Here is a 25,904-nt window from a genome sequence, read left to right on the forward strand (position 1 = left end):
TGATCTCATGACTCAATACATCGATATTGCAGTTAATCTGCTTAGTGACAGACTTAAGCACGACATTGACACTATTATCAATGACGCGGCGAAACACCATGTTTCGCCGTTAATTGTTATTGGCAGCGATCTCAATGAAAGTGCCGAAGCAATAACCACCTGCCAACAATATCCACAACAGCTCTACTGCACCACAGGTATTCATCCACACCATGCATCGTCTTGGAACGAACACAGCAAAACGCGTTTAACACAACTCGCTCGGCAAGACACTGTGGTTGCTATTGGTGAATGTGGGCTTGATTATAATCGCGATTTTTCACCGCGTCCGGCCCAAAGAAAAGTATTTGCAGCGCAATTAGAGCTGGCTTGTGAACTCAATATGCCAGTGCTGATGCATTGTCGTGAAGCACATGCGGACTTCATTGCCATTGTAAATGAGTACAGAGCTCTACTCCCTAATGCCTTATTACACTGTTTTACTGGCAGTAAAGATGAGTTAATCGAATGCTTAGCGGCTGATTTGCATATCGGTATTACAGGGTGGGTTTGCGATGAGCGCCGAGGACAAGAACTAGCACGACTAGTACCATTGATCCCCGACCACCGTATAATGGTAGAGACAGATAGTCCCTATTTACTACCGCGCAGTATGCGACCAAAACCTAAATCGAGTAAAAACTTACCTCAATACTTACCTTATATTGTTGAGTATATGGCAAATTTACGCCAGCAATCGCCTACATCATTAGCGCAAGCATGCTATAAAAATAGTCGTGATTTTTTCCAATTACCCGCAAATAAACACCTGAGCAGCCATTTATGAACACCATAATAGCTGAGGTTTTGCGCAAACTTAATCGATATAAGCCAAGGGTATTAATTGGGATGTGTTTAATCTTGATTAGCCACAGCAATTGGGCTGATACATTAACCACTATGCCACTGAGGCTCACGTCGGATTCGATTAGCAAAATTGAACTGCAAGACTGGGTTTACGCCAACAAAAGTGATGATATTGAAACGTTAGCCAGATTATTACAACAACCTGGAAATACCTGGCAAAAACTCAACCCTAAACAACCATACAAGATAGGCATTGAAAATTATTGGCTGAGTTTTAGTATATTTAACCCCAATGACCATTTGTCACGCATTATTGCTTTAGACAACCCTTTGCTCGACAGTATCAAAATATACCATATGATTGATGGTGATCTCGTCAGCACAGAAATAATGGGTGACACACTTGCGTTTAAACACCGTCCATTACAAAGTAATATTTTTTTATATCCTGTCCAGTTTAAGCCAGGTGAAACCCACACTTTTTACATCAAAATAGACAGTAAAGGCAGTATTAGGCTACCTCTGGTATTGTGGTCATCCAATGACCTGACTCAAATTACTGAAACTAAAAACTTATTTAATGGCATGCAAATAGGATTATTACTCGCTATTTGTCTGTTCAGTTTATTTATCGCACTTGCATCTACATCATATAGTTACAGTTATTACAGCGGTTATGTACTGGGGTTAACATTATTGACGGCGTCTCTGTATGGCGTCTCCTTTCGGTATTTGTGGCCTCAATGGCCCTTTATGCAACAATATATTTTTATCATTGTGATCCCACTTACACTGGGATGTTCATTGATGTTTACTGAAAAAGTATTGCAGCTCAAATATCATAATTTAAAAATGCTATACCTTTGTCGTATCATGGCTGTACTTTGTTTCAGTTTAACGGTCATTATGCCGTTTATTAATTACAGCTCTGCGTTATACATATTGGCTTTTGTGGTGTTAACTATCTGTACCATTTTAATGGCTTTCTCATTAATTCAAGCCTTTGGTGGCCAACGAAATGCACCTTTATATGCCATAGGTCGTATGGGATTAATGATTGGTTGCATTATTACCGGATTAATTTATATCGGCTTATTCACCCCCGATATGTCGCCACAAACGCCCATCATGATAGGACTCACCTTTGAAGTGCTCACCATGGCTGCAGTGCTCGCCTTGCGCTACAATGACGAACGTAAGGCCAAATTTAAAATCCAACAACAGGCATTAGCACAAGCTCAACGACTTCGTGAAACTCGCGAAGAAGCCCTGCGAAGTGAAGCCGAAAATAATGAAAAACTTGAGCAGATGGTACAAGAGCGCACCTTGGAATTAGAGATGACCTTACGTGAGCTCAATGAGGCCAACCAAAAGTTGACGGAACAAAATACCATTGATGGCCTGACAGGTGTAAAAAACCGCAGTGCTTTTGACCGACGCTTAATCGCCGAAGGTCGTATTAGTCGTCGTCAGCAGTCACCAATGTCCTTGTTAATGATTGATATCGATAAATTTAAGGATATTAATGATCAATATGGTCATCTTACCGGTGACTTCACAATACAAGCGATTGCGAATACACTGAGTGAATATTTAAAGCGTCCAACGGATCTCGTATCACGTTTTGGCGGTGAAGAGTTTGCTATTATTTTACCTTGCACTGATAAAGAAGGCGCCTTACTCGTTGCAGAGAAAATTCGCCGTTCCATTAGCGAACTCGCCGTTGTCCATAATGGGCACACGATATCAATGACGGTCAGTATTGGTGTGAGCGAGGCGATTATAGACAGTGATCAACATCCATTATTATTACTAGAACAAGCAGATAAAGCCCTGTACCAAGCTAAACGCAGCGGCCGAAATAAAGTCTGCTCTTACCAGCTCGAAACAGACCAGATCTAAACCAGGAGTCGAAAGTGAATATTATTACCAGTGCCTTCCCACAGCGCAGAATGCGCCGCATGCGTAAACATGAATTTAGCCGTCGTTTAATGTCTGAAAATACCTTAACGGTTAACGATCTTATTTATCCGATGTTTGTCTTAGAAGGTTTTCAACGCTCAGAAAAAATCGCCTCAATGCCAGGTATTGAGCGTTTCTCGGTTGATTTATTGATAAAAGAAGCCGCCGAACTTGTTGAACTAGGCATTCCGCTTATCGCACTATTTCCCGTTACACCTGTCGATAAGAAAAGCTTACTTGCTGAAGAGTCTTATAATCCCGATGGCTTGGTACAGCGTGCTGTACGCGAATTAAAGCAAGCATTCCCGCAGCTTGGTATCATGACTGATGTAGCCTTAGATCCATATACCACTCACGGCCAAGACGGTATCATCGATGATACTGGCTATATCCTAAATGACATCACCACTGAGGTTTTAGTTAAACAGGCCCTATCACATGCTGCTGCGGGTGCAGATATTGTCGCGCCATCAGACATGATGGACGGTCGTATTGGTGCAATTCGCCAAGCCCTTGAAGAAAATGGCTTTGTTAATACCCAGATTATGGCTTACTCGGCTAAATATTCATCAAACTATTATGGTCCTTTCCGTGATGCAGTCGGCTCAACTAGCAATTTAAAAGGCGGCAATAAACACAGCTACCAAATGGATCCCGCTAATAGCGACGAAGCATTGCATGAAGTCGCATTAGACATCCAAGAAGGAGCTGACATGGTGATGGTTAAGCCTGGTATGCCTTATTTAGACATAGTACACCGGGTCAAAACAGAATTAGCCGTACCCACATTTGCTTATCAAGTCAGCGGTGAATACGCCATGCACATGGCCGCTATTCAAAACGGTTGGTTAGCCGAAAAAGCCATCGTGATGGAATCATTACTTTGCTTTAAACGCGCTGGGGCAGACGGTATTCTGACCTACTTTGCTAAACGTGCAGCACAGTGGCTGAAAGAGCAAAAGTAATTCAACCGTTTAAGTTCTGCTAAAGCCAATCTCTATCGGATTGGCTTTTTCATCTTGTACCACTATCGGCTCATTAACGTGATCTAGTTTGCATCATCAAACATGTCCCCTTAACACTCAGGTTTAAGCATGCTTGAATACTTAACCTCAAATTGGGTTACGGGGTGGAGTAAGCAAGCTAAAATCACAATATTTGACCTATTTCATATCAAACTTGTCATTCGTTTTGCTAACAAGGCAAAATGACCCGACAACAGGTCAATGGATTGCGCAAAAGAGATGCAAATAGCTGTTTTAAAAGTATTTATTACTCCATACTGAGTATGCCTTACAGTACAGTCTTCACTTCTTAAATGAGACATTATCATGAACAATAGCGTTAGAACTTTATTGGCAACAACCGCACTCTTTTTCAGTACTCAAATGTTACCTATGGTCGTATCTGCAAATGCAGGTTGCGCGTTTGAAAAAGATCAACAAGGCTTTATTGCCACATGCAGCGAGGAGAAACAAGAAGTGATTTTAACCGGCGTGATCCAATCACAAACGATAGCGAGTGAATTGCCAGGCTATGCTGAAGGCTTTGCTAACTATCAAGTTGATGCAAGTGCAATTGATGTACTTAAGGCAATCAAAGAACCGACAAAAATTGTGGTTATCATTGGCACTTGGTGTCCTGATTGCCATCGAGAAACACCGCACTTTATGCGAATTATTGAAACCGTAGCCAATCCCAACATTGAAGTTGAATACATTGGCGTCGATCGCAATAAGCAGGATCCTGAAGGGCTTGCGGCAAAATATGCATTCAGCCGAATTCCAACCTTTATTGTGCATCAACAAGGCAAAGAAATGGGCCGTATTGTTGAACGACCTACGGTCAGTTTAGAAGCCGATTTAGTCAAAATATTACAGTAATGGTTAATCGTTTAAGCATAAAAAAGGTCGCATAAGTGCGACCTTTTTTTATTCAATTACGGCCATTATATTATCTTGCATTCAACCTCTGGCTGATGCAGCAATACGATCGGCTAGCAGTTGCAACACGCCTTCGCGAAGTGCACCACCAGCAAGATGTAAGCGACTAATCGATAAACTTTCAAACAACGCAATTAATATCGCCACTCCCGCGGAAAAAGTGGGCGCTTGTTCGGCATTTAAGCCTTTAATCCCTCGAAGTCTGGCATCCGATTGCGATAATACTTCATCTCGAAAAGCATACAAAACATCTAGAGTCATCACCTCGGAGAGCTGTCGATGCTGTAACACCGACACCACTGACTGAACGGCTCCAGAAGCCCCCACAACACTTTGCCAACCTAAGTCGAGCAATTGAGGACGATGTGGTGCCAACATGGTATTAACGTAATCTATAGCCTGTTCAAAGTCGCTGATGTTAACTGGCACTTGACTAAAAAATCGTTGATTAAATAGCACGCAGCCCATTGGCAAACTGGTTTTAAACAGCACCTGGCTCCCATCACCGATAATAAACTCGGTACTCGCGCCGCCAATATCAATAACTAAACGGCGTCCCTTACCTTTAGTCGTGGCAACCATACCTTGATAAATAAGCTCAGCTTCTCGCAACCCCGAAATGACCTCAATTTGATGCTGAAAAATAGGCATCGCTCTTTGGTGAAATTCATCGGCATTACGGATAACCCGCAAGGTAGCTGTAGCAAATACAGCCACATTATCACTATTAATATGATGTTGCGCCAGCATGTCAGCAAACATAGCCAAACACGCTAAGCCACGCTGCATAGCATGCTCAGACAAAATGCCATCATCACCAATACCTTCGGCAAGGCGAACTTTACGTTTATATTTAGCGATAACAATCGGTTTATTACCTACCGAATTAGCCACCAACATATTAAAACTGTTAGAGCCTAGCGTTATCGCCGCATAGGGTTGAGATACAGTTAGCAATGGCATTGACTATGGTCTACGAGTCCTATGACGTGGTGGACGCGAAGTATTACCACCACTTCGATGCGCACCTTTACTTCCGCCATCACGCGTACGAGATGTAGGAGGCTTACGATGAATACGTGCCGGAGGCGGAATATCATCTAATAGTGCATCACGATCATAATTAGAAACGGGAATCGAATGGTTAATGAAGGTTTCAATTTCAGGTAAATTCATTGCGTATTCTTCACAAGCAAAACTAATTGAAACGCCTTTTTGTCCCACCCGACCTGTTCGACCAATACGATGAACATAATCTTCACAATCATCTGGTAAATCATAGTTATACACGTGTGAAACGTCAGAAATATGTAACCCGCGCGCGGCGACATCTGTTGCCACTAAAACGTCGATAGCACCAGAGGTGAATTGCTCAAGAATACGAATACGCTTCTTTTGTGGTACATCGCCAGTTAATAAACCGACTCGATGACCGTCACCTTCTAAATAAGACCACAATTTGTCACAGCTGTGTTTTGTGTTCGAAAACACAATTGCTTTATCAGGCCAATCTTCTTCGATTAAGCTCAATAATAATCGCATCTTATCTTCCATCGACGGATAGAAAATCTCCTCTTTAATATTTTTAGAGGTTTTTTCTAACGGTTCGATTTCAACTTTCTCAGGATCATTCATATGATCATAAGCTAATTCCTGCACTTTCATCGACAGCGTGGCAGAAAACAGCATATTCAAGCGTGACTTAGCATCAGGCATTCTGCGGAATAAAAAGCGAATGTCTTTAATAAAGCCCAGATCGAACATACGGTCAGCTTCATCAAGCACCACGGCTTGAATGTGGCTTAAACTGATGACACCTTGACGCACGTAATCGATAATACGTCCAGTGGTACCAATTAAAATATCAACACCCTTATCCAATACAGCGCGTTGAGTTTCATAGCTTTCGCCACCGTAAACAATACCGACTCTTAAGCCTGTATGTGCCGCTAATAAGTTGGCATCTTTAGCAATCTGTATTGCTAACTCGCGTGTTGGCGCCATAATAATAGCGCGAGGTTCGGTTGCTTTGCGCCCCTCAGGTGCAGCAACGGTTAATAAATGGTTAAATGTGGCCACTAAAAAGGCCATGGTTTTACCGGTACCTGTTTGGGCTTGTCCGGCAATATCCTTTGCATTAAGTAAAATAGGTAAAGATAACGCCTGTATTGGCGTACAAAACTCAAAGCCGTTCTCGTTTAACGCCGCTAGTACTTCGGGCTTTAAAGGGAAGTCGGCGAATTTCTGGGTCGATAAATGTGTTTGGCTCATAGCACAAGCATACCTGTAGGGGTTGCAAAAAAAGATTCGATCGTTTGAAATAGCTACATTACTAAAACGGTCTCTTGAAAAGCTATTTAACTGACCCAATATACATCGTAAGCCATTAATAAACTAGCAATGGAACCAAATCCGGAGAACAACATGAGCGATAAAATTATATACCTAAGCGATGACAGCTTTGAAAACGACGTATTAAAGTCTGAAACACCCGTATTAGTCGACTTCTGGGCGGAATGGTGTGGTCCTTGTAAAATGATTGCCCCAATCCTAAACGACGTTGCTGAAGAGTATGCAGGCAAACTGACCGTGGCAAAACTAAACGTAGACCAAAACAGCGTTTCACCAGCGAAATACGGCGTCCGCGGTATTCCAACATTGTTAATGTTCAAAGGTGGCGAACTAGTGGCAACCAAGGTTGGCGCACTTTCAAAGACACAACTGAAAGAGTTTATCGACACTAAAATCTAAGTAGAAATAGCCTAAAAATGTTAATCGGCACAAGTTTTAAACAGTTTGTGCCGCTTTAAAATAATATTTAGCCTAAATTTGTGGACGCCCAACGTATATAGTGCTAATTTATTCATCAGATCTTTTCAACTTAACCTCTTCTCGCTTATCAATCATAAAATATCTTTTCAATCCTACTGATTGATTGCGGTTAGCTTCGTCGCGCAACACAAGACTCCCATACATGAATTTAACAGAATTAAAAGACACGCCAATTTCGGATCTAGTTTCTCTTGCTGAAAGCATGAATCTGGAAAATATGGCTCGTACCCGTAAACAAGATATCATCTTCTCTATTTTGAAAGCTCACGCCAAAAGCGGAGAAGACATTTTCGGTGGCGGTGTATTAGAAATCCTCCAAGACGGATTTGGATTTTTAAGAAGTTCAGATGGCTCATACCTTGCGGGTCCTGACGATATTTATGTTTCACCAAGCCAAATTCGCCGTTTTAACATGCGTACTGGTGACAGTATTTTTGGTAAAATCAGACCGCCGAAAGAAGGCGAAAGATACTTTGCACTTTTAAAAGTCAGTGAAGTCAACTTTGATAAACCAGAAAGCTCTCGCCACAAAATCCTGTTTGAAAACTTAACCCCACTTCATGCTGAAGAACGTCTTCGTATGGAACGTGGTAATGGTTCAACAGAAGACATCACCTCGCGTATCCTTGATCTTTGTTCACCGATAGGCAAAGGCCAACGTGGTTTGATTGTTGCGCCGCCAAAAGCCGGTAAAACATTATTACTGCAAAGCATTGCTCAAAGTATTACTTACAACAACCCGGATGTGGTGTTGATGGTATTACTGATTGACGAACGTCCTGAAGAAGTGACCGAAATGCAGCGCATGGTTAAAGGTGAAGTTATTGCTTCAACCTTTGATGAGCCAGCAAGTCGTCACGTTCAAGTTGCTGAAATGGTTATTGAAAAAGCCAAGCGCTTAGTTGAGCACAAAAAAGACGTAGTCATTTTATTAGACTCTATCACCCGTCTAGCTCGTGCATACAACACCGTTATCCCATCATCAGGTAAAGTCCTTACCGGTGGTGTTGATGCCAACGCACTTCACCGTCCAAAGCGTTTCTTCGGTGCTGCACGTAACATTGAACACGGTGGCAGTTTAACTATTATCGCTACCGCACTTGTTGATACCGGTTCGAAAATGGACGAAGTCATTTACGAAGAATTTAAAGGTACAGGTAATCAAGAGTTACACCTTTCTCGTAAGGCGGCAGAAAAGCGTGTGTTCCCAGCGATTGATTTCAATCGTTCAGGTACACGTCGTGAAGAAAAATTAACCACAGCTGAAGAACTTCAGAAAATGTGGATTTTACGCAAAATTCTTCATCCAATGGATGAGGTATCTGCAATGGAATTCTTAATCGATAAGTTGGCTATGACCAAAACGAACGAAGAATTCTTTACCGCAATGAAACGCGCGAAGTAATTATTTACTGAATCGCCAAATCATTACAAAAATGCCGCTACTTTAGCGGCATTTTTTTGTTTAAATAATAATAAGCTGTAGCTAGAAACTGCAGCGGACTACGTCCTACTAGTACGCTTCCAGCGATTAAATCAATCTGCATCTCGTTTTTTCAGTAAACGAAGCGATCGCTATCATCGCTTGATATCGATTTTCAGCTTTAGCTTTTAGCTCGTAAGCACCTAGCTCTTAGTCTCTTAGTCTCTTTACCGTTTGCTATCGCTATTCATCGCTTTGACCGCTTGATATCGTATTCTACCGCTAGCTACCATTTACCTGCTTTAGCTCCTATAGCATCTAGCAGCGAAGCGATCTAGCACCTAGCTCTTATTCGCTATTGATTCGCTTTACCGCTTGCTACCGTGTACCAGCTTTCGCTCTTATTCGCGCTTGTGCCTGACTGAATGACGATATGAATAATCTTCATTGCCTATAACGTCGACACATATGGCACCTCAGGTAACCCCAGAGAACGGCCGAGAATAATATAAACCAGCATACTTGCCATCCCTAACAGCATTAAATAGCCAAACAGCATCTTAGCAAACTTGAGCATGGCAAAACGGTGCGCAACCAAACCCCATTTCACCACTACTCGATATAAACCAAACACCGCATGAATCGTGACGATGGGCAATAACAACACATATGACGCCCATGTATTAAAGTGATATACCCGCTCAGCAGAAAGATACGGGCCAGTCTCAGGGGGGGTCATCATGGTAAAAAAGTGGATCGGGACGAGAAAGAACAACAAAAAGCCAGTGATCATTTGCCAAAACCAGATTTTAGTTTCTTCATGGGGTAAAAAACGCATTTGATTACGTAAAGCTCGCCATTGTCCAATTTGAGTAGGGAAACGACACAAGGCTGGGACCGCATGGATCGAGACGACTAATGATATAAAGCAGAAAAATATTTGCGTCAACAGAGAGTAGCCATGATCGGTTTCACTGAACACGCCACCTTCTATAAATTGTGCCACTTGATAAAAAGCTTCTTTACCGAGTAAAAGACTCGACTCAAACTGCAGATGCATCACTAAAAAAAGCCCAAGCACCACTCCAGATAGACTTTGCAGTTTATCTATTAGATCAGCCCAAACGGGATTAGCAAACCCTTTAGCAGTATTGGCACCACTGCCGGCTTTAGTTTGCAAAGAATTCGCAGCCATAAATCATCACTTCCAGTCAGGCACAATAGCAAGCATTGACCATATCAAGAGTTGTTGCATAGCTGCAAATAACGACAATCAAACCGTGATAATGCTCACCTACTATTAGGCTGGAGTTAGAAGCCGATCACACAAAGAATCAAATAAACAGTCAAATAATACTGACACTTAACTAACTATAGTCACTAGCATTCAGCAGTTGAAATAATCGAAAGAATAATTCTGAAATGTGATCCAAGTAAAAGCGACCACTCTTTAGCTTAAAAATTTACGGGCTAGATGCTTTTGCATCAATTGCCATTTTTTGCTCCATAAACTTAACCGTAAAGTGCCCCTTTGCGCCGAGCTAAAAACCAATAAACGCTCATGGACACGAGCATCTTAAAATAACTTGCGTATAATGAGCGCCAATTTGATATTACTTTTACCACAGTTAGGAAAATCCCATGGCTTGGATCCAATTACGCATTCACACTCATCGCGATAACGCCGACATGCTTGGCGACTTATTAATGGATCAAGGTTCTATTTGTATCACTTACGAAGATGGCCAAGACGAACCTATTTTTGAACCCAAGCTAGGAGAAACTCCGCTGTGGCAAGATACTGTAATGATTGCATTATTTGATGCAGGTACAGATTTATCGCCGACAATCGAATTTTTAGAATCTATGCCATTTCTAGGAAAAGGTTTTCAGCATAAAATTGAACAAGTAGAAGACAAAGACTGGATACGCGAATGGATGGACAGCTTCCACCCTATCCAATTTGGTGAACGCTTATGGATATGTCCTAGCTGGCGTAAAATTCCAGATCCGACGGCCGTTAACGTCATTCTCGACCCCGGTTTAGCGTTTGGTACTGGCACTCACCCCACAACGGCCTTATGTTTAGAATGGTTAGATAGCCTTGATTTATCAAACCAAGAAGTCATCGACTTTGGTTGCGGCTCAGGCATTTTAGCCATTGCAGCCATTAAACTCGGTGCCAAGAAAGTCACTGGTGTTGATATTGATTATCAAGCCATTGACGCCTCAAAAGCCAATGCTGAACGTAACGACGTAGTCGATAAACTGGCACTGTATTTACCAGAAGATCAACCCGCTAACCTACAGGCCGATGTCTTAGTCGCTAATATACTTGCCGGCCCATTAAAAGAACTCGCGCCATTGATAGCCGAAAAAGTGAGAGTGGGTGGCAAACTAGCACTCTCGGGTTTATTACAAGAACAAGCCCAAGATGTATCCGACTTCTACAGCCAATGGTTCATCATGGATCCCGTTAGCAACAAGGAAGACTGGAGCCGCTTAACTGGGGTACGTAAGTAGCCAACACGCAGAAAAATCGCACTCAATTAACCATAATTGAGTGCGTCAGTCCTCGTTTACAGGTCATTAACATCAATTATTGACACTTAGATACAGAAAAAGTCTCTCTGCAACTCGCACCAGTGCTCAAAAATAGTCGAAAAACCTCATTTATTAGTCAAAGATGTGACGGCTAATGAAAGTCAAGCAAAAAAGTTGCATTTAGGTCATTTATTGACCTTTTCACAGCCGTGAAAAAGGGCTACTATAGCGCCCCTTTGGAGAGCAAGGTGAAGTACATAATGCAAATTGGCCCGTATCAACTGTCTAATCAGCTGATTGCCGCACCAATGGCAGGTGTCACCGATCAAGCCTTCCGAAATCTCTGTTTACGCTATGGCGCAGCTTTGGCCGTATCAGAAATGCTTTCGTCGAATCCCGATGTTTGGGACAGCGATAAAAGCCGTCAGCGCATGATGCATTCTGGCGAAGAAGGGATACGCTCGGTACAAATAGCAGGTGCAGATCCTGATTTAATGGCCAATGCCGCTAAGTTCAACGTTGAACAAGGTGCGCACATCATTGATATCAATATGGGCTGCCCAGCAAAGAAAGTGAATAAAAAATTTGCGGGTTCGGCGCTAATGCAAAGCCCCAGCTTAGTAAAAGAGATTTTACAAGCCGTGGTCGCAGCAGTGGATGTACCAGTAACGTTAAAGATCCGCACAGGTTGGGAGCCTGAACATCGTAATGGTGTTGAAATAGCCCAAATTGCTGAAGATTGTGGTATTGCCTCGCTCGCCGTTCACGGCCGAACAAGACAATGCATGTACAAAGGCTTTGCCGAGTACGACACTATCAAAGCAATTAAACAGACTGTCTCAATTCCTGTTATCGCCAACGGGGACATCGACACACCGGAGAAGGCCAAGTTTGTACTTGACTACACTGGCGCCGATGCCCTGATGATAGGAAGAGGTGCACAAGGAAGGCCATGGATTTTTAAAGAAATCCTACATTACCTGGAAACAGGTAAAAAGTTAGCGCCAATTAAGGCAGAAGAGCAACGCACAGTAATGCTTGAACACCTTAAGAAACTTTGTGACTTATATGGCGAATACAAAGGTGTCCGATTTGCTAGAAAGCATGTCGGGTGGTACCTAAACCATGAGGAACAGCGTCAATTTCGTGCTGACTTCAATAGGCTTGAAACCGCTGCCCAGCAACATTCCTTCGTAGAATGTTATTTTGATGAATTAGTTTAGAATTTAATAAAGAGCAGAATAGAATGTTTGATCAGACAACTAACACAGAAGTTCACCAGCTTACCGTAGGCAAAATCGAAACAGCAAACGGCACTATCAAGCCGCAGTTATTACGTGACGCAGTTAAACGTGCCGTAACTAACTTCTTCTCACAGTTAGACGGTCAGGAAGCTTCTGAAGTATATGAAATGGTATTGTGCGAAGTTGAAGCGCCTTTACTAGACATCATCATGCAACACACTCGTGGCAACCAAACGCGCGCTGCTAATATGTTAGGTATCAACCGTGGTACTTTACGTAAGAAATTAAAGAAATATGGCATGAACTAAGACTTAGCGTCTAAGTTTTTGTAGTGAAACGGGCTTTCCAGCAATGGAAAGCCCGTTTTGTTTTATCCGTTACCCCCATAATGACACACCACTTATCACCAAGCGTTAAAGACGATGAGAAACATCCCTTTTTAATGACTAATGTGCCTGTAGCCGAGTGATTTTCTCTGTAGCAATGGTATGGCTACAGCTGAGCCCACTATTACCTCGATAATTTTTACAGCCCCAAAAAGCCCCACGGGCACTTTCTCTTAAGGTCATATCAGCGCCACATATGTTGCACAATGGTGCCATGTGACCACAATTATCGTTTAAGCAAATAGTGAAACCTTTAGCGCGTTTGCGAGTCATTGGGCTGCCACAGAGATCACAGCCTGCTTGTTTGTGATCGCATAATGGAGAATGTGAGCAGGAGAAAAATGACTTAAACTTGCCGGTTCCCGGTATTAGCGTGCCCGTAGTACATTGAGCACATTTGATCTGCTCAAACAGTGTTTGCACCAAAGACCTACTGAATTCATTCTGTTCAATGGCATAGTGCTGCTGAATAAGTTCGACCAAAAATGGGCTGGCATTGGTCATATCGGCTAACACGTAAACCCGATGCTTTGCTCGAGTCAGTGCGACATAAAATAATCGCCGTTCTTCGGCAAATTCAAAATCTTCAGCTTGAGGCAAGAAAGCGTCGAGTATTGGTGGGGTCATTTTTTTTGACGGAAACCCATGTATGCCTTGTGTCAGCCCCATGATCACCACATAGTCAGCCTCTTTACCTTTGGATGCATGAAACGATAAACACTCAATCACTAACATGGGGTAGTTAACCGTTAACTGACGCAGCAGATCTTTATCTGGCAGCTGAAACCAAAAGCGTGCCAGTAAGTATACTGTCGGTTTAGTTGTGGGCTTATCAGTGGCTTTAGCTACGCGGACAGACAGCGCATTCAAGGCTTGCTCTAATGCATTGCTACTCGGTTCATCTTTGGTTGCGCCCTCATTGGCGCCGCGGCGAAGTATTGATATCGCAGGATCGACAACCTGTACTAACGAATGAATATTTTTGTTGATTTGATTAGGGTTTTTGCTCACAAAGGCACTGGCTACTTCGCCGATACGGTTATTAAATCTAAATGTAAGGTCTAAATATGTTTCGGTAGTATTGCCAAAATACCGCGAAAATTGAGTCGTTAAGCTGACATCCGCACCACTGAAGCGATAGATGGCCTGCCAATCATCTCCAACACAAAATAGTGAGGTATCAGTGTTGCTCGTATTCGCTCTCGAATCTCGCAGGGCACGCACTAAACGCGCTCTAGGTTCTGAAATATCCTGAAACTCATCGACCATAATATATCGCCACGGGCTAACATATTGGCCGCTTTGCAGATAACCGAGCGCTTTAGCGATCATATCTTCAAAGTCGATATCACCGCTCGCAGATAAATGCTGCTGATATTGCTGTAAAATGGGCTGCAACAATTCAAACGCTTTACGGGTTTGTTGAGGATCGCCAGCATTGGCAAATACCTGCTCTAAGCCTTTTTCATCAACACAAGCCGCTTTGTATAAGCCGATTAACTGACTGAACAGTTTAGCCAACTCAGTCACTCGTCCTAGCTTATGAAGGGTTGCCAATATGGCGTCGTCAGGCAATGGCGAATAGTTAACTTTAAATACCGTTAAGGCCTGCTCGAGCCTGTTGATTAACTGATTTTTTTTGTGCTGATAATAAAATAATTCAATGCAGTTAGTTTGATGTTTTTTATGTAACTGACGTTGCCACTCCATTGATGCAAAATACGCAGCGTTATCGATATAAGGCGCAGTATTATTGGCGCCATCGATAGCGTAATACTCAATGTAAACGTGATGTTGTGGAAGATAAAAATCAGCTTGATACTGACGAAAATCAACTGTACTGACGTCATATTCATATTTGGCTTCATACTGATATTCAATGCCATTAATAAATAACCAATTGGCGATATACAGCTCAGCAAAGCTTTTCACTCTTTCGCCTTTTAATGAGCGGATGTCGTTATCATTTAGATATTCAAAGTAATCACCTTCGGTGGTAAATTCGAACGGGTTTTTCTCCACGTAATAAAAATGACTAAAATAGTCAAAAACTTGTTTACGATAAGGCTCATCTTCAATCAAGGTTTGTAAGCTATTGTGCACCCATTTATCTTTAGCCTGCTCATCGTTTACCCAAGGTGACAAGCTGGGGTTAACACCTTCAACCTCGGCAATGATTTTCAATCCTAAACTATGAAACGTACTCGCCTTAATATCATCGGTGCCAAGCTGGTGTTTAATTCGCTGGTCCATTTCTTTGGCGGCTTTTTTACCATAAGCCAATAATAAAATATCATCCGCTTGAGCTTGGCCACTGGCAACTAAATACCCCGCGCGGCCAACCATTACACTGGTTTTACCGGTTCCCGCACCCGCTAACAGCAGATTGTTATCGTCGTCAATAATACATGCACGGCGCTGTTTATCGGTTAATGGGTTTGATTCTACATGATCGAAAAAGTCAGCAAACGCGAGTAATTGAGATTGAATATAATGCTCACGAATATGCTCCACATCCGCATTATTCCAGTGGTAAAAATCGCGCAATTGAGTTAACGCCGCGCGTGTTTTTGTGGGCAATTCGACGCGGTCACTCCAGGGAAACCAGCGGCGGTATTCTCGCTCAATTCTCGGGCGTATTTTGTCAACCAATGACCGGCGTAAATAGCGGCTCGATATTGCTTTTTCAATTCGAGAGATCAAATCACATAACTGGTTTTCATGGGATAAGGCCCAGAGTAATTCGACTTGTTGTTTAAATTGAGACTTAGCGAAATAGCTCAGAAATGGAATTTGATAACAAGTACCGGCGGCATTCACACTTAGCAAGCTACCGAGTAAACTGGCACTAAAAACTGGCGGGTGATCTAACTGCTGCCACGATAGGTGGCCAGCATTGAGCAATTGATGAGTCTGTCTAAATCGTGCTAAAAACTGCCCTTGAGTTGAAATAAAGGTGATGCCCTCTGTCGTTAACTCAAGCGCATTGGCACTGCGCTGATACAAATGTCCAAACCAACTGTGAGGGATATGCTTAACTGAATATTCTGCTGACAATGTAAAACCTACGACTAAATGGTTTCAGGGGTTAACCGACTAATATTGAAGATAACTTTACAGCAAATAATTAGCCATTACGGATTTAAAGCAATAATACACCTCGTCGGTGATTAAGTGAATGTGCTAAGCAACTCACAGGCTTAACGAAGAGCCCCCCGAAATGTTGTCAATAACCTATAGCGCGATATCGCCTTTAGTGTAACGCGGCGATCGACGGCCTATTGCACGCCAGATAAATTCTCGAAAAATGCTCATCTACATCTGCATTGTTGACATGCTGGTTGCCGTTGATGACATAACTGCAGCCACATACCAACAAGGGTTTGTTGGTATGTGAAGTGGACCCAAACAATTATTTACATATCAATTAGCCATAATTATCGCCTTGTTCCGTTGTCGTTAAACTAAAACAAGCCAAATCAATCTAGTGCAACCAGATTAAATAGCGCTGAATCGTCTACTCAATAATGTATAAATTGGCACCGAATATGTGAACCAGCTAACAAAACCATTGCGAGTAAATTGAAGCCATTCAAAGATGCATATAATATACATGTAAATTATGTGCATCTTTGGAGTGGCTCATGTCAACACCGCAAACAACTGAACAGTTATCACTATTATCGCTGGTTGATTTAATCGATCATATTGAAGCGACTCACCATAGGTATATCCGTGAAACAGCGCCATTATTGATTGAGTACACCGAAAAAATGCTTCGTGCTCATGGTGATGATCATGATGAGATCAAACCATTGGCGCAATGTGTACGCGAGCTAATTGATGAATTAATGCCCCACTTGATGAAAGAAGAACAGATCCTGTTTCCAGCGATTAAATCCCTCAGCTTAGGTCAGCCTGTCAATGGCTGTTTTGGCCATATTGGCAACCCGATTAACATGATGTTGCACGAGCATGATAATGCCGACCTCATGCTTCATACTATTCGACGCTTAACCAATGACTACACTATTCCTGCAGGCGTTTGCCACACATGGCAAGCATGTTATCGCACCTTGGCTGAATTTGATGCCGACTTACAAACTCATATTGATGTTGAAAACACCCTATTGTTCCCCAAAACATTAGCGCTATAATTTGCTCAAATCCCCTTCTTGAGAAGCAACGCCGACTTAACCCAAGCGGATTTGCTTCCTTTTTTTAGCGAAACTTCATACAGTAACATTGCCAGCAATATTATGGAGTCAGTATGTCCCCTCATCATTACCCAACATTTGCCCTAGACGACATCGCCAATTTACATGAGTCTGCCCAAGTAGAGTTTAAGTTAGCGGGTGGACGAGACGGCAAGGGTACTTTGCCCGAAGGCATGTGGGAAAGTTACAGCGCTTTTGCCAATACCTTAGGCGGTGAAATTATTTTAGGCGTAAAAGAACAGCATGGTGATTTTACGATTGAAGGGATTGTTAATCCGATGCCGATGCTCAGTGAAATTTGGACAATTTTACAAAATCCGAAAAAAATCAGTCACAATATTTTAGCGCCGACTGATGTGCAAATTATCGAAATCATGTCTAAAAAGCTTATTCGCATCCATGTACCCTGCGTCGACGTAAAAATAAGACCTATCTACGTCGGCACCGATCCTTATAGCGGCACCTACTTTCGTGTAGGTGATGCTGATATGCATGCTAGCCGCGAGCAAGTGGAACAAATGAGCCTTAAAGCAGGTATCGACCTAAAAGGCTAAATCCGCGCTAAAGTAACTCGAGCAGTAAATCCAATTGGTTGATTTCAATATGCGGTAATACCGGTTGTGCTTTTTTATGCCGTTGCTGCATACATGGATTTAACCAGACACTTTGGCAGCCCGCCATTTTCGCCCCAGCAATATCGGACAGCGGATGATCGCCCACATGCAATAACGCCGACGGCCTAATATCTAACTGGCGGCAAGCGAGGGTAAACATGTCGGCTGCAGGTTTCATTTTAACACCATGACCTGGGTGTAATACAAATTGCATCACCTTATCTAACCCAATACGTTGGGTGTCGACATTACCATTGGTGATACCGATAAGTCGGTAGCGTTGACTGAGACGTTCTAGCAGCTGCATCACATTATTATCAATGGTAAAATTACTACGATGATGATGAAAACAGGTCATCCCATCTTGTGCCCCTTTACTGGCTTCAACTTCGCTATAATTAAAGTGTAAAAGACCTTGGTGCAACATGGCATAGCGGGCGGCACTGGTATCATGAGCTAACTCTGGGTGTAGCGTAAACAGCGCATGTTTGAGTTGCTGCCATTGATCGACATTCCATGCTGTTGTAGCGGGATAGGTTTGATTAATGAACCAAAACAGTTGCTCACTGGCATGCATTACATAAGGAAGGTTATTGTACAGCGTGTCGTCTAAGTCAAAACTAATCGCGCTAAACGTTTGTAGACGCTGATATTGGATTATTGAAGCTTTAGGCAATGGCGATATCATTATTTCCCCCTGTCTTTTTTCGCTCTTGGATGCGCGTTATCGTACACTTTGGCAAGGTGTTGAAAGTCTAAACTGGTATAAATTTGTGTCGTCGATAAGTTAGCATGACCGAGTAATTCTTGTACGGCACGTAAATCTTGGCTTGATTCAAGCATATGGGTTGCAAACGAATGGCGCAACTTATGCGGATGAACTTTGACCGCCATGGCTTGCTCTTGTCCCCACTTAGCCATACGCGCTTGAATACTACGATGAGACAATCGTTTGCCTTGACTGCTGACAAATAACGCCTCTCCGACTTCAGCGCAAGGTAGTTGATTACGGCAATTCAGCCAAGCGGTCAATGCCTGTAAGGCTAGCTTACCAATAGGCACAACACGCTGTTTACTGCCCTTACCCATGACTTTAACTTCACGTTGATCAAACTTGATGTCAGCGCGATCTAAGCTGGCTAGCTCGGCTAAACGTAAGCCACTTGAATAAAATAATTCCATAATGGCTTTGTCACGCAAACTCAAAGGATCATCGCCCGCTATGGACAATAAATGACTAACGGCATCCACATCCATATTTTTTGGTAAGGGTTTATTTTGTTTTGGCGCACTTAATGTCTGTGCTGGGTTTACCGTTACGGCACCTTCGCGCAATAAAAAATCAAAAAACTGTTTTAAGGCAGACAAACACAAAGACAAGGATCGAGGACTCAATCCTTTACGATGTAACCTTGCCAGTACAGATTGCAGTTGTTCACGAGTGGCATCTATGAGGTTGGTTGGTTCCGTTAAGATGGCTTCAACTCGACGCAGTTCAAACATATAGTTACGCACGGTATAGGCTGAAAGCTGTCTTTCTGAGGTCAAATGTTGGCTAAATATCGTTTGCCAGTCTGTTGGCTTCATCAAGGTACTCCCAGATTGTAACGACTCAGGCCGTCGCCATTTAAGCCTATTTCATTGTTGAAAAATGCTCGTTTAACACACTAAACTACGCTTTTTTGCCTTGAACTAAGCATAAATGACTTAGTACTGAGCATTTAGATTACATTTTGATACCAACATCTCAAATTAGAATGGCGACTAAGTGGTTACAAACGATTGACCTAATCCGTGTATCCTAAACAATACACTTGGCATTAACGATTACAGTTGCGGCAACATATGGTCCAGCAAACGACGCAATTGGCTAAATAACAACGAATCCATGTCGGGATGAAAATGGGTTGGATTTTTACTTGCGATGGCAAATATCACCTGACCATTTTCATCAGATAATTTAGTTAATGCCACAGAGCCGACTTCGCTACCAAACAAACGTTTAGATTCTGACTGGGTTAACCGGCCAAAGTAATAACCGTTTTGGACTCGATGACGCCAAATCTTAGCTAATTCACTGTCGATATCGTGCACAGTAATCAACCTGACATGACTAAAGCCAAACTCGGTTTTTAACCCCTCTGACAGCACTAGACGCAGCTCACCCAAGTCTTGGCTCGCAAGCATTTTAAACGATAACTCAGTATTAAATTTAAATATTCTCTCGTTATGAGTCGCAATATTCATTAGCGAAGTAATTTCTTCTTCGAGCTGACCCACTCGTTGACGCAATAGCTCTTGTCGGCGTTCAACTAATGATACCGCGCCGCGTTCAGTATGCGGTATACGCATGGCGACTAACAGCTCAGGATAGCGATTAAAAAAGTCAGGATTATCCAATAAGTATTCGCGGATCAACATTTCATCAAACGGCGCTTGCTGCATACTCACCATCATATCGGCACCAAGATCTTGGCCAATTGAATTAATATCTTTTGCTTGAGCGCTGCTAACAGTATCGTCAGTGGCCTCATTGGTTAAACTGGCTTCAGTGGTAATGTCACTCATAATTGTATTTGTCCGTCATATACGTGTTCAGCCGGTCCAGTCATCCACAGAGGTTTACCCTCACCGTCCCAATTGATCACTAAACTACCACCAGGTAAGTCAACTCTCACCTGCTTATCAAGCTTACCTTGTAATTGCCCAACCGCTGCAGCGGCACAGGCTCCTGTACCACAAGCTAACGTCTCTGCCACACCACGCTCATATACCCGTAATTTAATATGTCCAGGGGTAATGACTTGCATAAAGCCCACATTCACGCCTTTAGGAAAGCGCTCATGACGGGTTAACATACTACCAATTTCATCAACGGCCACGGTTTGCACATCCTCGACGTCGATGACACAGTGTGGATTACCAATTGAAATAGCGCCACATAGGTAAGTTTGCATTGAGGTTTGTAGTAAGTATGTTTTTTCGCTTTTTTTGGCTTTAAACGGAATTTGGCTTGGCTCGATAACAGGTACACCCATATTGACTGTCACGTTACCATCACGCTCAATCCGTAAAGTGATTTTGCCTGAATTAGTACTCACGCGAATTTTATTTTTTTGGGTTAAGCCTTTATTTCGAACAAAACGAGCAAAACAGCGAGCACCGTTGCCACACTGTTCAACTTCACTGCCATCGGCATTAAAGATGCGATAATGGAAATCTAAATCAGGATCATAGGGCGGCTCGACCAACAGTAGTTGATCAAAACCAATCCCAAAATTGCGATCTGCAAGACGGCGAATTTGCTCAGGCGAAAAAAACACATTTTGTGTTACGCCATCAACAACCATAAAGTCATTACCCAGTCCGTGCATCTTAGTGAAATGGATCACAAAAGTTTCCTTATAAAACGTTATGCCGCTAGCTTACTGCCTATGGCAATAAATGTTCGCCTTGCCAAAGTTGTTGTAGCGTTTCGCGCTGACGAACAACAAAATCATCACCACCATCAACCATAATTTCAGCGACTCTTGGGCGAGAATTATAATTTGAGGCCATCGCAAAACCATAAGCGCCACTAGAGCGAACCGCTAAGAAGTCACCCGCTTTTACCGCTAACTGCCTGTCTTTACCCAAAAAGTCACCGGTCTCACACACTGGGCCTACGATATCATAAGCAAACGTTGGCGCATCATTTTGTTGTACCGGAATAATATTTTGCCATGCGCTGTAAAGTGATGGACGAATAAGATCATTCATTGCCCCATCGACAATCGCAAAACGCTTATCGCTGTTTTCTTTTAAATAAAGCACTTGAGTGACGAAAATACCTGCGTTAGCCGCAATCGCACGACCCGGTTCAAAAATTAACGTTAACTTACGTCCATTTAATCGTTCAAGTAATGCTGCAGCATAAGCATCGGGATGTGGCGGGGTTTCAGCGTTATAAGTCACGCCTAAGCCGCCACCTACATCAAAATGTTTTATCTCAATACCTAGCTCACCTAAACGGTCTATCAACGCAAGCATGCGATCCATCGCATCTAAGAAAGGTTTTATTTCAGTGAGCTGAGAACCAATATGACAATCAACCCCTTTAACATGTAAATGAGCTAATTGAGCCGCACGGGCAAAAACCACTTCGGCTTCATCCATTGCGATGCCAAATTTATTTTCTTTAAGACCTGTCGAAATGTAAGGATGAGTACCGGCATCAACATCAGGATTAATTCGCAACGAAACAGGTGCCACTTTCCCTAATCGCCCGGCAACATCATTGAGCTGTTCAAGTTCGGCACTCGACTCAACATTAAAACAGTAAATTCCGATGTTGAGAGCTTGCTCCATTTCGGCAACGGTTTTGCCCACACCAGAAAAAACCACTTTGTTAGGGTCGCCGCCCGCTTGCAGTACACGCGAGAGCTCACCGCCAGAGACAATATCAAAACCACTGCCTAAACGGGCCAATACATTTAATACCGCAAGATTTGAATTGGCTTTCACTGCATAGCAAATAAGATGAGGATGATCAGCAACGGCATTATTAAAGGCATGCCAATGACGCTCTAACGTGGCACGAGAATATATGTACAGCGGCGTGCCGTGAATCTTGGCCAATTTAGCTACATCGCAGTCTTCTGCGAATAGTGAATTATTTTGATAAGAAAAGTAATCCAAAATACGGTCCCTTATAAATGCTATTCTTGTTGTGAAATTGAGGATTGAGAGTCGAGTTCCTCTGTTTGCTTTAGCACATCTGTGCTGGCAGATTTTGGGGCGACTTTATTGACCACTGGCTCAGGTGTTTTGTACAAAACCCCTTTTTGACCACATGCGGTTACGAATAGGCTAGCAAGCATAATAAATAAAAGCAGTCTCATTTTTCTCAACATCTGTGCATCTAGTTAATAATGGACTTATAATCGCATTCATAACGCAGAAAGCAAAGGATAGAAATACATGGCTATTACAGATACTGAATTTCATCGATTAGCCGATGAAATGTTTGCCGAGATAGAAAACGCGGTAGAAAAAGCAATTGACGAGCAAGATGCCGATGTCGATATCAATGCAAGCGGCAATGTTTTGCAGTTGGCTTTTGAAGATGGTTCGCAAATCGTCATCAATAAACAAGAACCGCTTCATGAAATTTGGCTAGCCACGAAATCTGGTGGCTATCACTTTAATTATAATGACGAAAAATGGTTAGATACCCGTAATGGGTTGGAATTTATGCCTTTCGTGATTGATGCAATTAACAAGCAAAGCGGTATTGTGCTCAAGATAAACCCATAAATGTCCCATTGTTTGAGTTTGTGATAGCGATTGAGTGAGTTATTAAATAGTGATTGATATTGGGCTTATGCTTAAAATGCTGAGCCCATCTCATCTTTTGACAAACCAAAGGGCATAACGGTTAATTCACCTTCTATGCGTACAAGTTGGAAAAACTGCGGCATATTAAAAACAGGATGTCGTTGTTTTTTCTCGTCAAATACGTATAAGTGACTTTCTTGGGCAACAAAATCATTGATGTGAGTATGTTGATATTGTAAATGCTCAAGCTGATTAATTTCATCCGCGATATACACATCCAGCATTTGATTACGTTTATGTAAAAAGTACTGTTTCGCACCCATCACTGTATATTGGTAGATCACCGATGGCGCACTCGAATGAGGATCATCCGCTAAATCAGGCCGCGGCAACACATAAGTTTCATCACTCTTTTTATGAGCCATCGAGTCACGTTTACGATACATCATCCCTAAAGAATTAAAATACAGACGGTATCGTTGATCACCAATCGTTATTGAATGCATCAATGTATTCGTCTGATCCGCCTTCTTCATTAAACCATAACAACGTAACAGCAGTGTTTTGAGCTGATTGAAAATCTGTTGCTTTAACTTGGCTGAGCAACTAATAATCGATAAATCAACTTGTTCATTCGAACGCTTTAATCCCAATATAATAAATGAAATCGCTTCAAGTAATGCGGTGTGACCGTTAAAACGATGACATTGCCATTCACCCCAACTGTCTAAGCAAACGATTGCAACTGATGACAACATATTCTGTTTAGTTTGACCTAGGGATAAAACAGTGGCATTTGCATGATCCAGCATCGATTCAGGTCCAAACCATTGAGTCGTCGGATCACCATCCATATTCGCAATAAACACAATTTTTTGATAAAACCATGGCTCACATAAATCGCGCTTAGACACCGTGGGCACATGATGCATGATAGGGATCAATTTACGCGAAAGGTAGCCTAGCTTGTCGGCGCGCATTTTATTGCGCCCAACTTGAAACCAATGAGTCTCTGAAGTTGCCAGACCATTCATCACTGACCACGCAACTAGGCTGCATATGTTGTCAGCATCGTGTATAGCATGATTATCAAAGGCGTTTTGTTGATAACGAGTATCGACTTGAAATTGATCCAGTTCGTCATAAGGTTGACGATATAAATAAAATCGTGATGTCTTTAAGCAATGGCGGATCGTTAACGACTTTTCCGCGGTCGATAAACTCCATAAACGATTTAGAGGCTGCAACAAATGGTCATCATGACTAAAATAAGTGTGTAATTTACGCGCCAACAAGCCGAGTTCTTCAACCCGCATACGTTCACTTAGCGTTTGTTTCGAGGCAAATTTTAATAGATTCTTGTAACTGACTAATAGCAGTTCACTGAGCTGCTGATTGAACCATTTTAACTGGCCGGCATGCCAATAAGGGCTATTATCCAATGTGGCAACTAACTCATGGCTCCACCCCCATTGCTTAACGAGACTGTTAATTTTTTCAACCCGCCAGTCTGTCGCACTATGAGGTGATACACACGATAACGTAACGCCAGACTTTAAGTAAAAACAACGTCTGACAATTTCTAAACGATTACTATCTCCCTGAGCAATCAAGTAGGCTTCAATACGTTGATAAAGCAGTAAATAGGCATCATTTTCAACACTAAAATCTTGTTGTTGACAATATTGCCAAATTTGTTGGCTTATTAGCGTGGTATGGGGATATTCCGAAGCATATGTTTCCAGTAATAATACTTTTAACAAGGCTTTATGGGGGTTATTTAAGCCCTTATAAAGCTGCCATAATGAGGCGCCAAAATACTCTGCTGCTGGCAATGAATTGACATCGCCAAGATACAGTAAGTTAGGATCAGATTCAGTATCTTGACTATCCGCATCGGGCCACCAAGCAACAACTTTGCCTGCGAGTCGAATGTGAGAGCGGTAAAACTCTTCTAACAATAGCCAATGTTGGCTACTACCACTGTGTTCTATGCCTACTGACTGGCAATTATCAAATGCGCTGCATTCTCTAAATTGCATGGGATGCACAAGATAAAAGTTAACTTCAAACTCAAAACCGGCAAACCAGTCAGTAATGAGTTTGTTCTTATATTCGATTAAGTTAAGCTGGTCTTGGGTAAGATTACTGTTGTAAACCAACCAGATATCTATATCACTTTGCGGGTTTTGTCCAAAACTGGCAGTGCTACCCATGGCATATATGCCTTCAAAAGCCGTAGCACTTGAATCAATAGCCTCCGAAATAGGTAAACTCAAGGCATCACATGCTGAAATCATCGCGTCTGACAATATAAAATTGTGTATTCCACACGGCGTCTTAGGATCAATAATGTCAGAAACATCTATTTGATTATATTGAATTAAAAATGGGATGAGATGAAATAAATGTTGCTGTAAATCAGGCAACACATTAAGCACTCTAGTCAATCTGATGCTATTTAGTTTCTCAGCTAGATCCTTTTGATAATATGCCGTTTTATCGGTCAAGACTCACATCCTTTATACTTTGGCTAATACAAACGCTTAAAAACAAACCGTTAATAACAAATAATTA

Annotated in this window: 23 protein-coding genes; 12 read left to right on the forward strand and 11 right to left on the reverse strand. The window is 42.3% G+C overall.

Annotated features, from left to right (window positions below):
- Positions 1-7: 7 nt before the first annotated feature.
- From AAEY93_RS16045 to AAEY93_RS16060, 4 genes are all read left to right on the forward strand, one after another.
- Entirely contained in the window at positions 8-826 is an 819-nt protein-coding gene (locus AAEY93_RS16045) for a TatD family hydrolase (RefSeq protein WP_351078298.1), read from the forward strand.
- A complete protein-coding gene (locus tag AAEY93_RS16050) occupies positions 823-2,748 on the forward strand; it encodes a sensor domain-containing diguanylate cyclase (protein WP_101032965.1) in 1,926 nt (641 codons plus the stop codon). Before AAEY93_RS16045 ends, AAEY93_RS16050 begins: the two co-directional genes overlap by 4 nt.
- 14 nt (positions 2,749-2,762) lie before the next feature.
- Positions 2,763-3,773: a porphobilinogen synthase gene (hemB, locus tag AAEY93_RS16055; RefSeq protein ID WP_101032966.1), complete on the forward strand. Its 1,011-nt coding sequence runs from the start codon at positions 2,763-2,765 to the stop codon at positions 3,771-3,773.
- A gap of 366 nt (positions 3,774-4,139) precedes the next feature.
- On the forward strand, positions 4,140-4,691 hold the full coding sequence (locus AAEY93_RS16060) for a thioredoxin family protein (protein ID WP_101032967.1): 552 nt from the start codon (positions 4,140-4,142) through the stop codon (positions 4,689-4,691).
- An 81-nt stretch (positions 4,692-4,772) separates the two neighbouring features.
- On the opposite strand, the gene AAEY93_RS16065 is transcribed toward AAEY93_RS16060, so the two are convergent.
- Positions 4,773-5,714, reverse strand: coding sequence for a Ppx/GppA phosphatase family protein (locus AAEY93_RS16065; protein ID WP_101032968.1), 942 nt, complete (start codon positions 5,712-5,714; stop codon positions 4,773-4,775).
- A gap of 3 nt (positions 5,715-5,717) precedes the next feature.
- Positions 5,718-7,022, reverse strand: a complete 1,305-nt coding sequence (gene rhlB / locus AAEY93_RS16070) for an ATP-dependent RNA helicase RhlB (protein WP_101032969.1) — start codon at positions 7,020-7,022, stop codon at positions 5,718-5,720.
- Positions 7,023-7,175: 153 nt separating this feature from the next.
- Here rhlB and trxA point away from each other — a divergent pair, with 153 nt between their 5' ends.
- Together trxA and rho are read left to right on the forward strand one after the other, a co-directional pair.
- On the forward strand, positions 7,176-7,502 hold the full coding sequence (trxA, locus tag AAEY93_RS16075) for a thioredoxin TrxA (RefSeq protein ID WP_101032970.1): 327 nt from the start codon (positions 7,176-7,178) through the stop codon (positions 7,500-7,502).
- A 223-nt stretch (positions 7,503-7,725) separates the two neighbouring features.
- Positions 7,726-8,988, forward strand: coding sequence for a transcription termination factor Rho (gene rho, locus AAEY93_RS16080; protein ID WP_101032971.1), 1,263 nt, complete (start codon positions 7,726-7,728; stop codon positions 8,986-8,988).
- A gap of 469 nt (positions 8,989-9,457) precedes the next feature.
- Here rho and AAEY93_RS16085 read toward each other — a convergent pair whose 3' ends face one another.
- Positions 9,458-10,201, reverse strand: a complete 744-nt coding sequence (locus tag AAEY93_RS16085) for a fumarate reductase cytochrome b-556 subunit (protein WP_351078305.1) — start codon at positions 10,199-10,201, stop codon at positions 9,458-9,460.
- Positions 10,202-10,647: 446 nt separating this feature from the next.
- Between AAEY93_RS16085 and prmA the strand changes: the two genes are divergently transcribed.
- The 3 genes from prmA (at position 10,648) to fis (ending at position 13,102) form a co-directional block, all read left to right on the forward strand.
- The gene (prmA, locus tag AAEY93_RS16090) at positions 10,648-11,529 is read left to right on the forward strand and encodes a 50S ribosomal protein L11 methyltransferase (protein ID WP_124014057.1); all 882 of its coding nucleotides are present in this window, start codon (positions 10,648-10,650) and stop codon (positions 11,527-11,529) included.
- Positions 11,530-11,810: 281 nt separating this feature from the next.
- A complete protein-coding gene (gene dusB / locus AAEY93_RS16095) occupies positions 11,811-12,773 on the forward strand; it encodes a tRNA dihydrouridine synthase DusB (RefSeq protein ID WP_124014067.1) in 963 nt (320 codons plus the stop codon).
- A 23-nt stretch (positions 12,774-12,796) separates the two neighbouring features.
- Positions 12,797-13,102, forward strand: coding sequence for a DNA-binding transcriptional regulator Fis (gene fis / locus AAEY93_RS16100; protein WP_011635942.1), 306 nt, complete (start codon positions 12,797-12,799; stop codon positions 13,100-13,102).
- A 138-nt stretch (positions 13,103-13,240) separates the two neighbouring features.
- Here fis and AAEY93_RS16105 read toward each other — a convergent pair whose 3' ends face one another.
- Positions 13,241-16,237, reverse strand: a complete 2,997-nt coding sequence (locus AAEY93_RS16105) for a UvrD-helicase domain-containing protein (protein WP_124014056.1) — start codon at positions 16,235-16,237, stop codon at positions 13,241-13,243.
- 587 nt (positions 16,238-16,824) lie between these two features.
- Here AAEY93_RS16105 and AAEY93_RS16110 point away from each other — a divergent pair.
- Together AAEY93_RS16110 and AAEY93_RS16115 are read left to right on the forward strand one after the other, a co-directional pair.
- A complete protein-coding gene (locus AAEY93_RS16110) occupies positions 16,825-17,337 on the forward strand; it encodes a hemerythrin domain-containing protein (protein WP_335688245.1) in 513 nt (170 codons plus the stop codon).
- A gap of 113 nt (positions 17,338-17,450) precedes the next feature.
- Positions 17,451-17,951 carry an AlbA family DNA-binding domain-containing protein gene (locus AAEY93_RS16115; protein ID WP_351078310.1) on the forward strand — a complete coding sequence of 167 codons (501 nt, stop codon included), beginning with the start codon at positions 17,451-17,453 and terminating at the stop codon, positions 17,949-17,951.
- Positions 17,952-17,958: 7 nt separating this feature from the next.
- Here the strand turns inward: AAEY93_RS16115 and AAEY93_RS16120 are convergent, their stop codons facing one another.
- From AAEY93_RS16120 to lptM, 6 genes are all read right to left on the reverse strand, one after another.
- Complete coding sequence (locus tag AAEY93_RS16120; protein WP_335688243.1) at positions 17,959-18,699, reverse strand: HAD-IA family hydrolase; 741 nt, start codon at positions 18,697-18,699, stop codon at positions 17,959-17,961.
- Positions 18,699-19,598, reverse strand: coding sequence for a tyrosine recombinase XerC (xerC, locus tag AAEY93_RS16125; RefSeq protein ID WP_351078313.1), 900 nt, complete (start codon positions 19,596-19,598; stop codon positions 18,699-18,701). The genes AAEY93_RS16120 and xerC overlap by 1 nt, the downstream gene beginning before the upstream one ends.
- A 240-nt stretch (positions 19,599-19,838) precedes the next feature.
- Positions 19,839-20,468 (reverse strand): DUF484 family protein, encoded by a 630-nt coding sequence (locus AAEY93_RS16130; RefSeq protein WP_101034757.1) that lies wholly within the window; start codon positions 20,466-20,468, stop codon positions 19,839-19,841.
- 107 nt (positions 20,469-20,575) lie between these two features.
- Complete coding sequence (gene dapF, locus AAEY93_RS16135; RefSeq protein ID WP_101032980.1) at positions 20,576-21,403, reverse strand: diaminopimelate epimerase; 828 nt, start codon at positions 21,401-21,403, stop codon at positions 20,576-20,578.
- 40 nt (positions 21,404-21,443) lie between these two features.
- A complete protein-coding gene (gene lysA / locus AAEY93_RS16140) occupies positions 21,444-22,688 on the reverse strand; it encodes a diaminopimelate decarboxylase (protein WP_335688240.1) in 1,245 nt (414 codons plus the stop codon).
- 20 nt (positions 22,689-22,708) lie between these two features.
- On the reverse strand, positions 22,709-22,891 hold the full coding sequence (gene lptM, locus AAEY93_RS16145) for an LPS translocon maturation chaperone LptM (protein WP_198554847.1): 183 nt from the start codon (positions 22,889-22,891) through the stop codon (positions 22,709-22,711).
- 79 nt (positions 22,892-22,970) lie between these two features.
- On the opposite strand from lptM, the gene cyaY reads away from it, so the two are divergent.
- Positions 22,971-23,306 carry an iron donor protein CyaY gene (gene cyaY / locus AAEY93_RS16150; RefSeq protein ID WP_101032983.1) on the forward strand — a complete coding sequence of 112 codons (336 nt, stop codon included), beginning with the start codon at positions 22,971-22,973 and terminating at the stop codon, positions 23,304-23,306.
- 71 nt (positions 23,307-23,377) lie between these two features.
- Here cyaY and AAEY93_RS16155 read toward each other — a convergent pair whose 3' ends face one another.
- A complete protein-coding gene (locus AAEY93_RS16155; protein ID WP_351078319.1) occupies positions 23,378-25,837 on the reverse strand; it encodes a class I adenylate cyclase in 2,460 nt (819 codons plus the stop codon).
- Positions 25,838-25,904 lie beyond the last annotated feature (67 nt).

The organism is Shewanella sp. CAL98-MNA-CIBAN-0140 (genome assembly GCF_040309905.1).
Classification (GTDB): Bacteria; Pseudomonadota; Gammaproteobacteria; order Enterobacterales; family Shewanellaceae; genus Shewanella; species Shewanella psychromarinicola.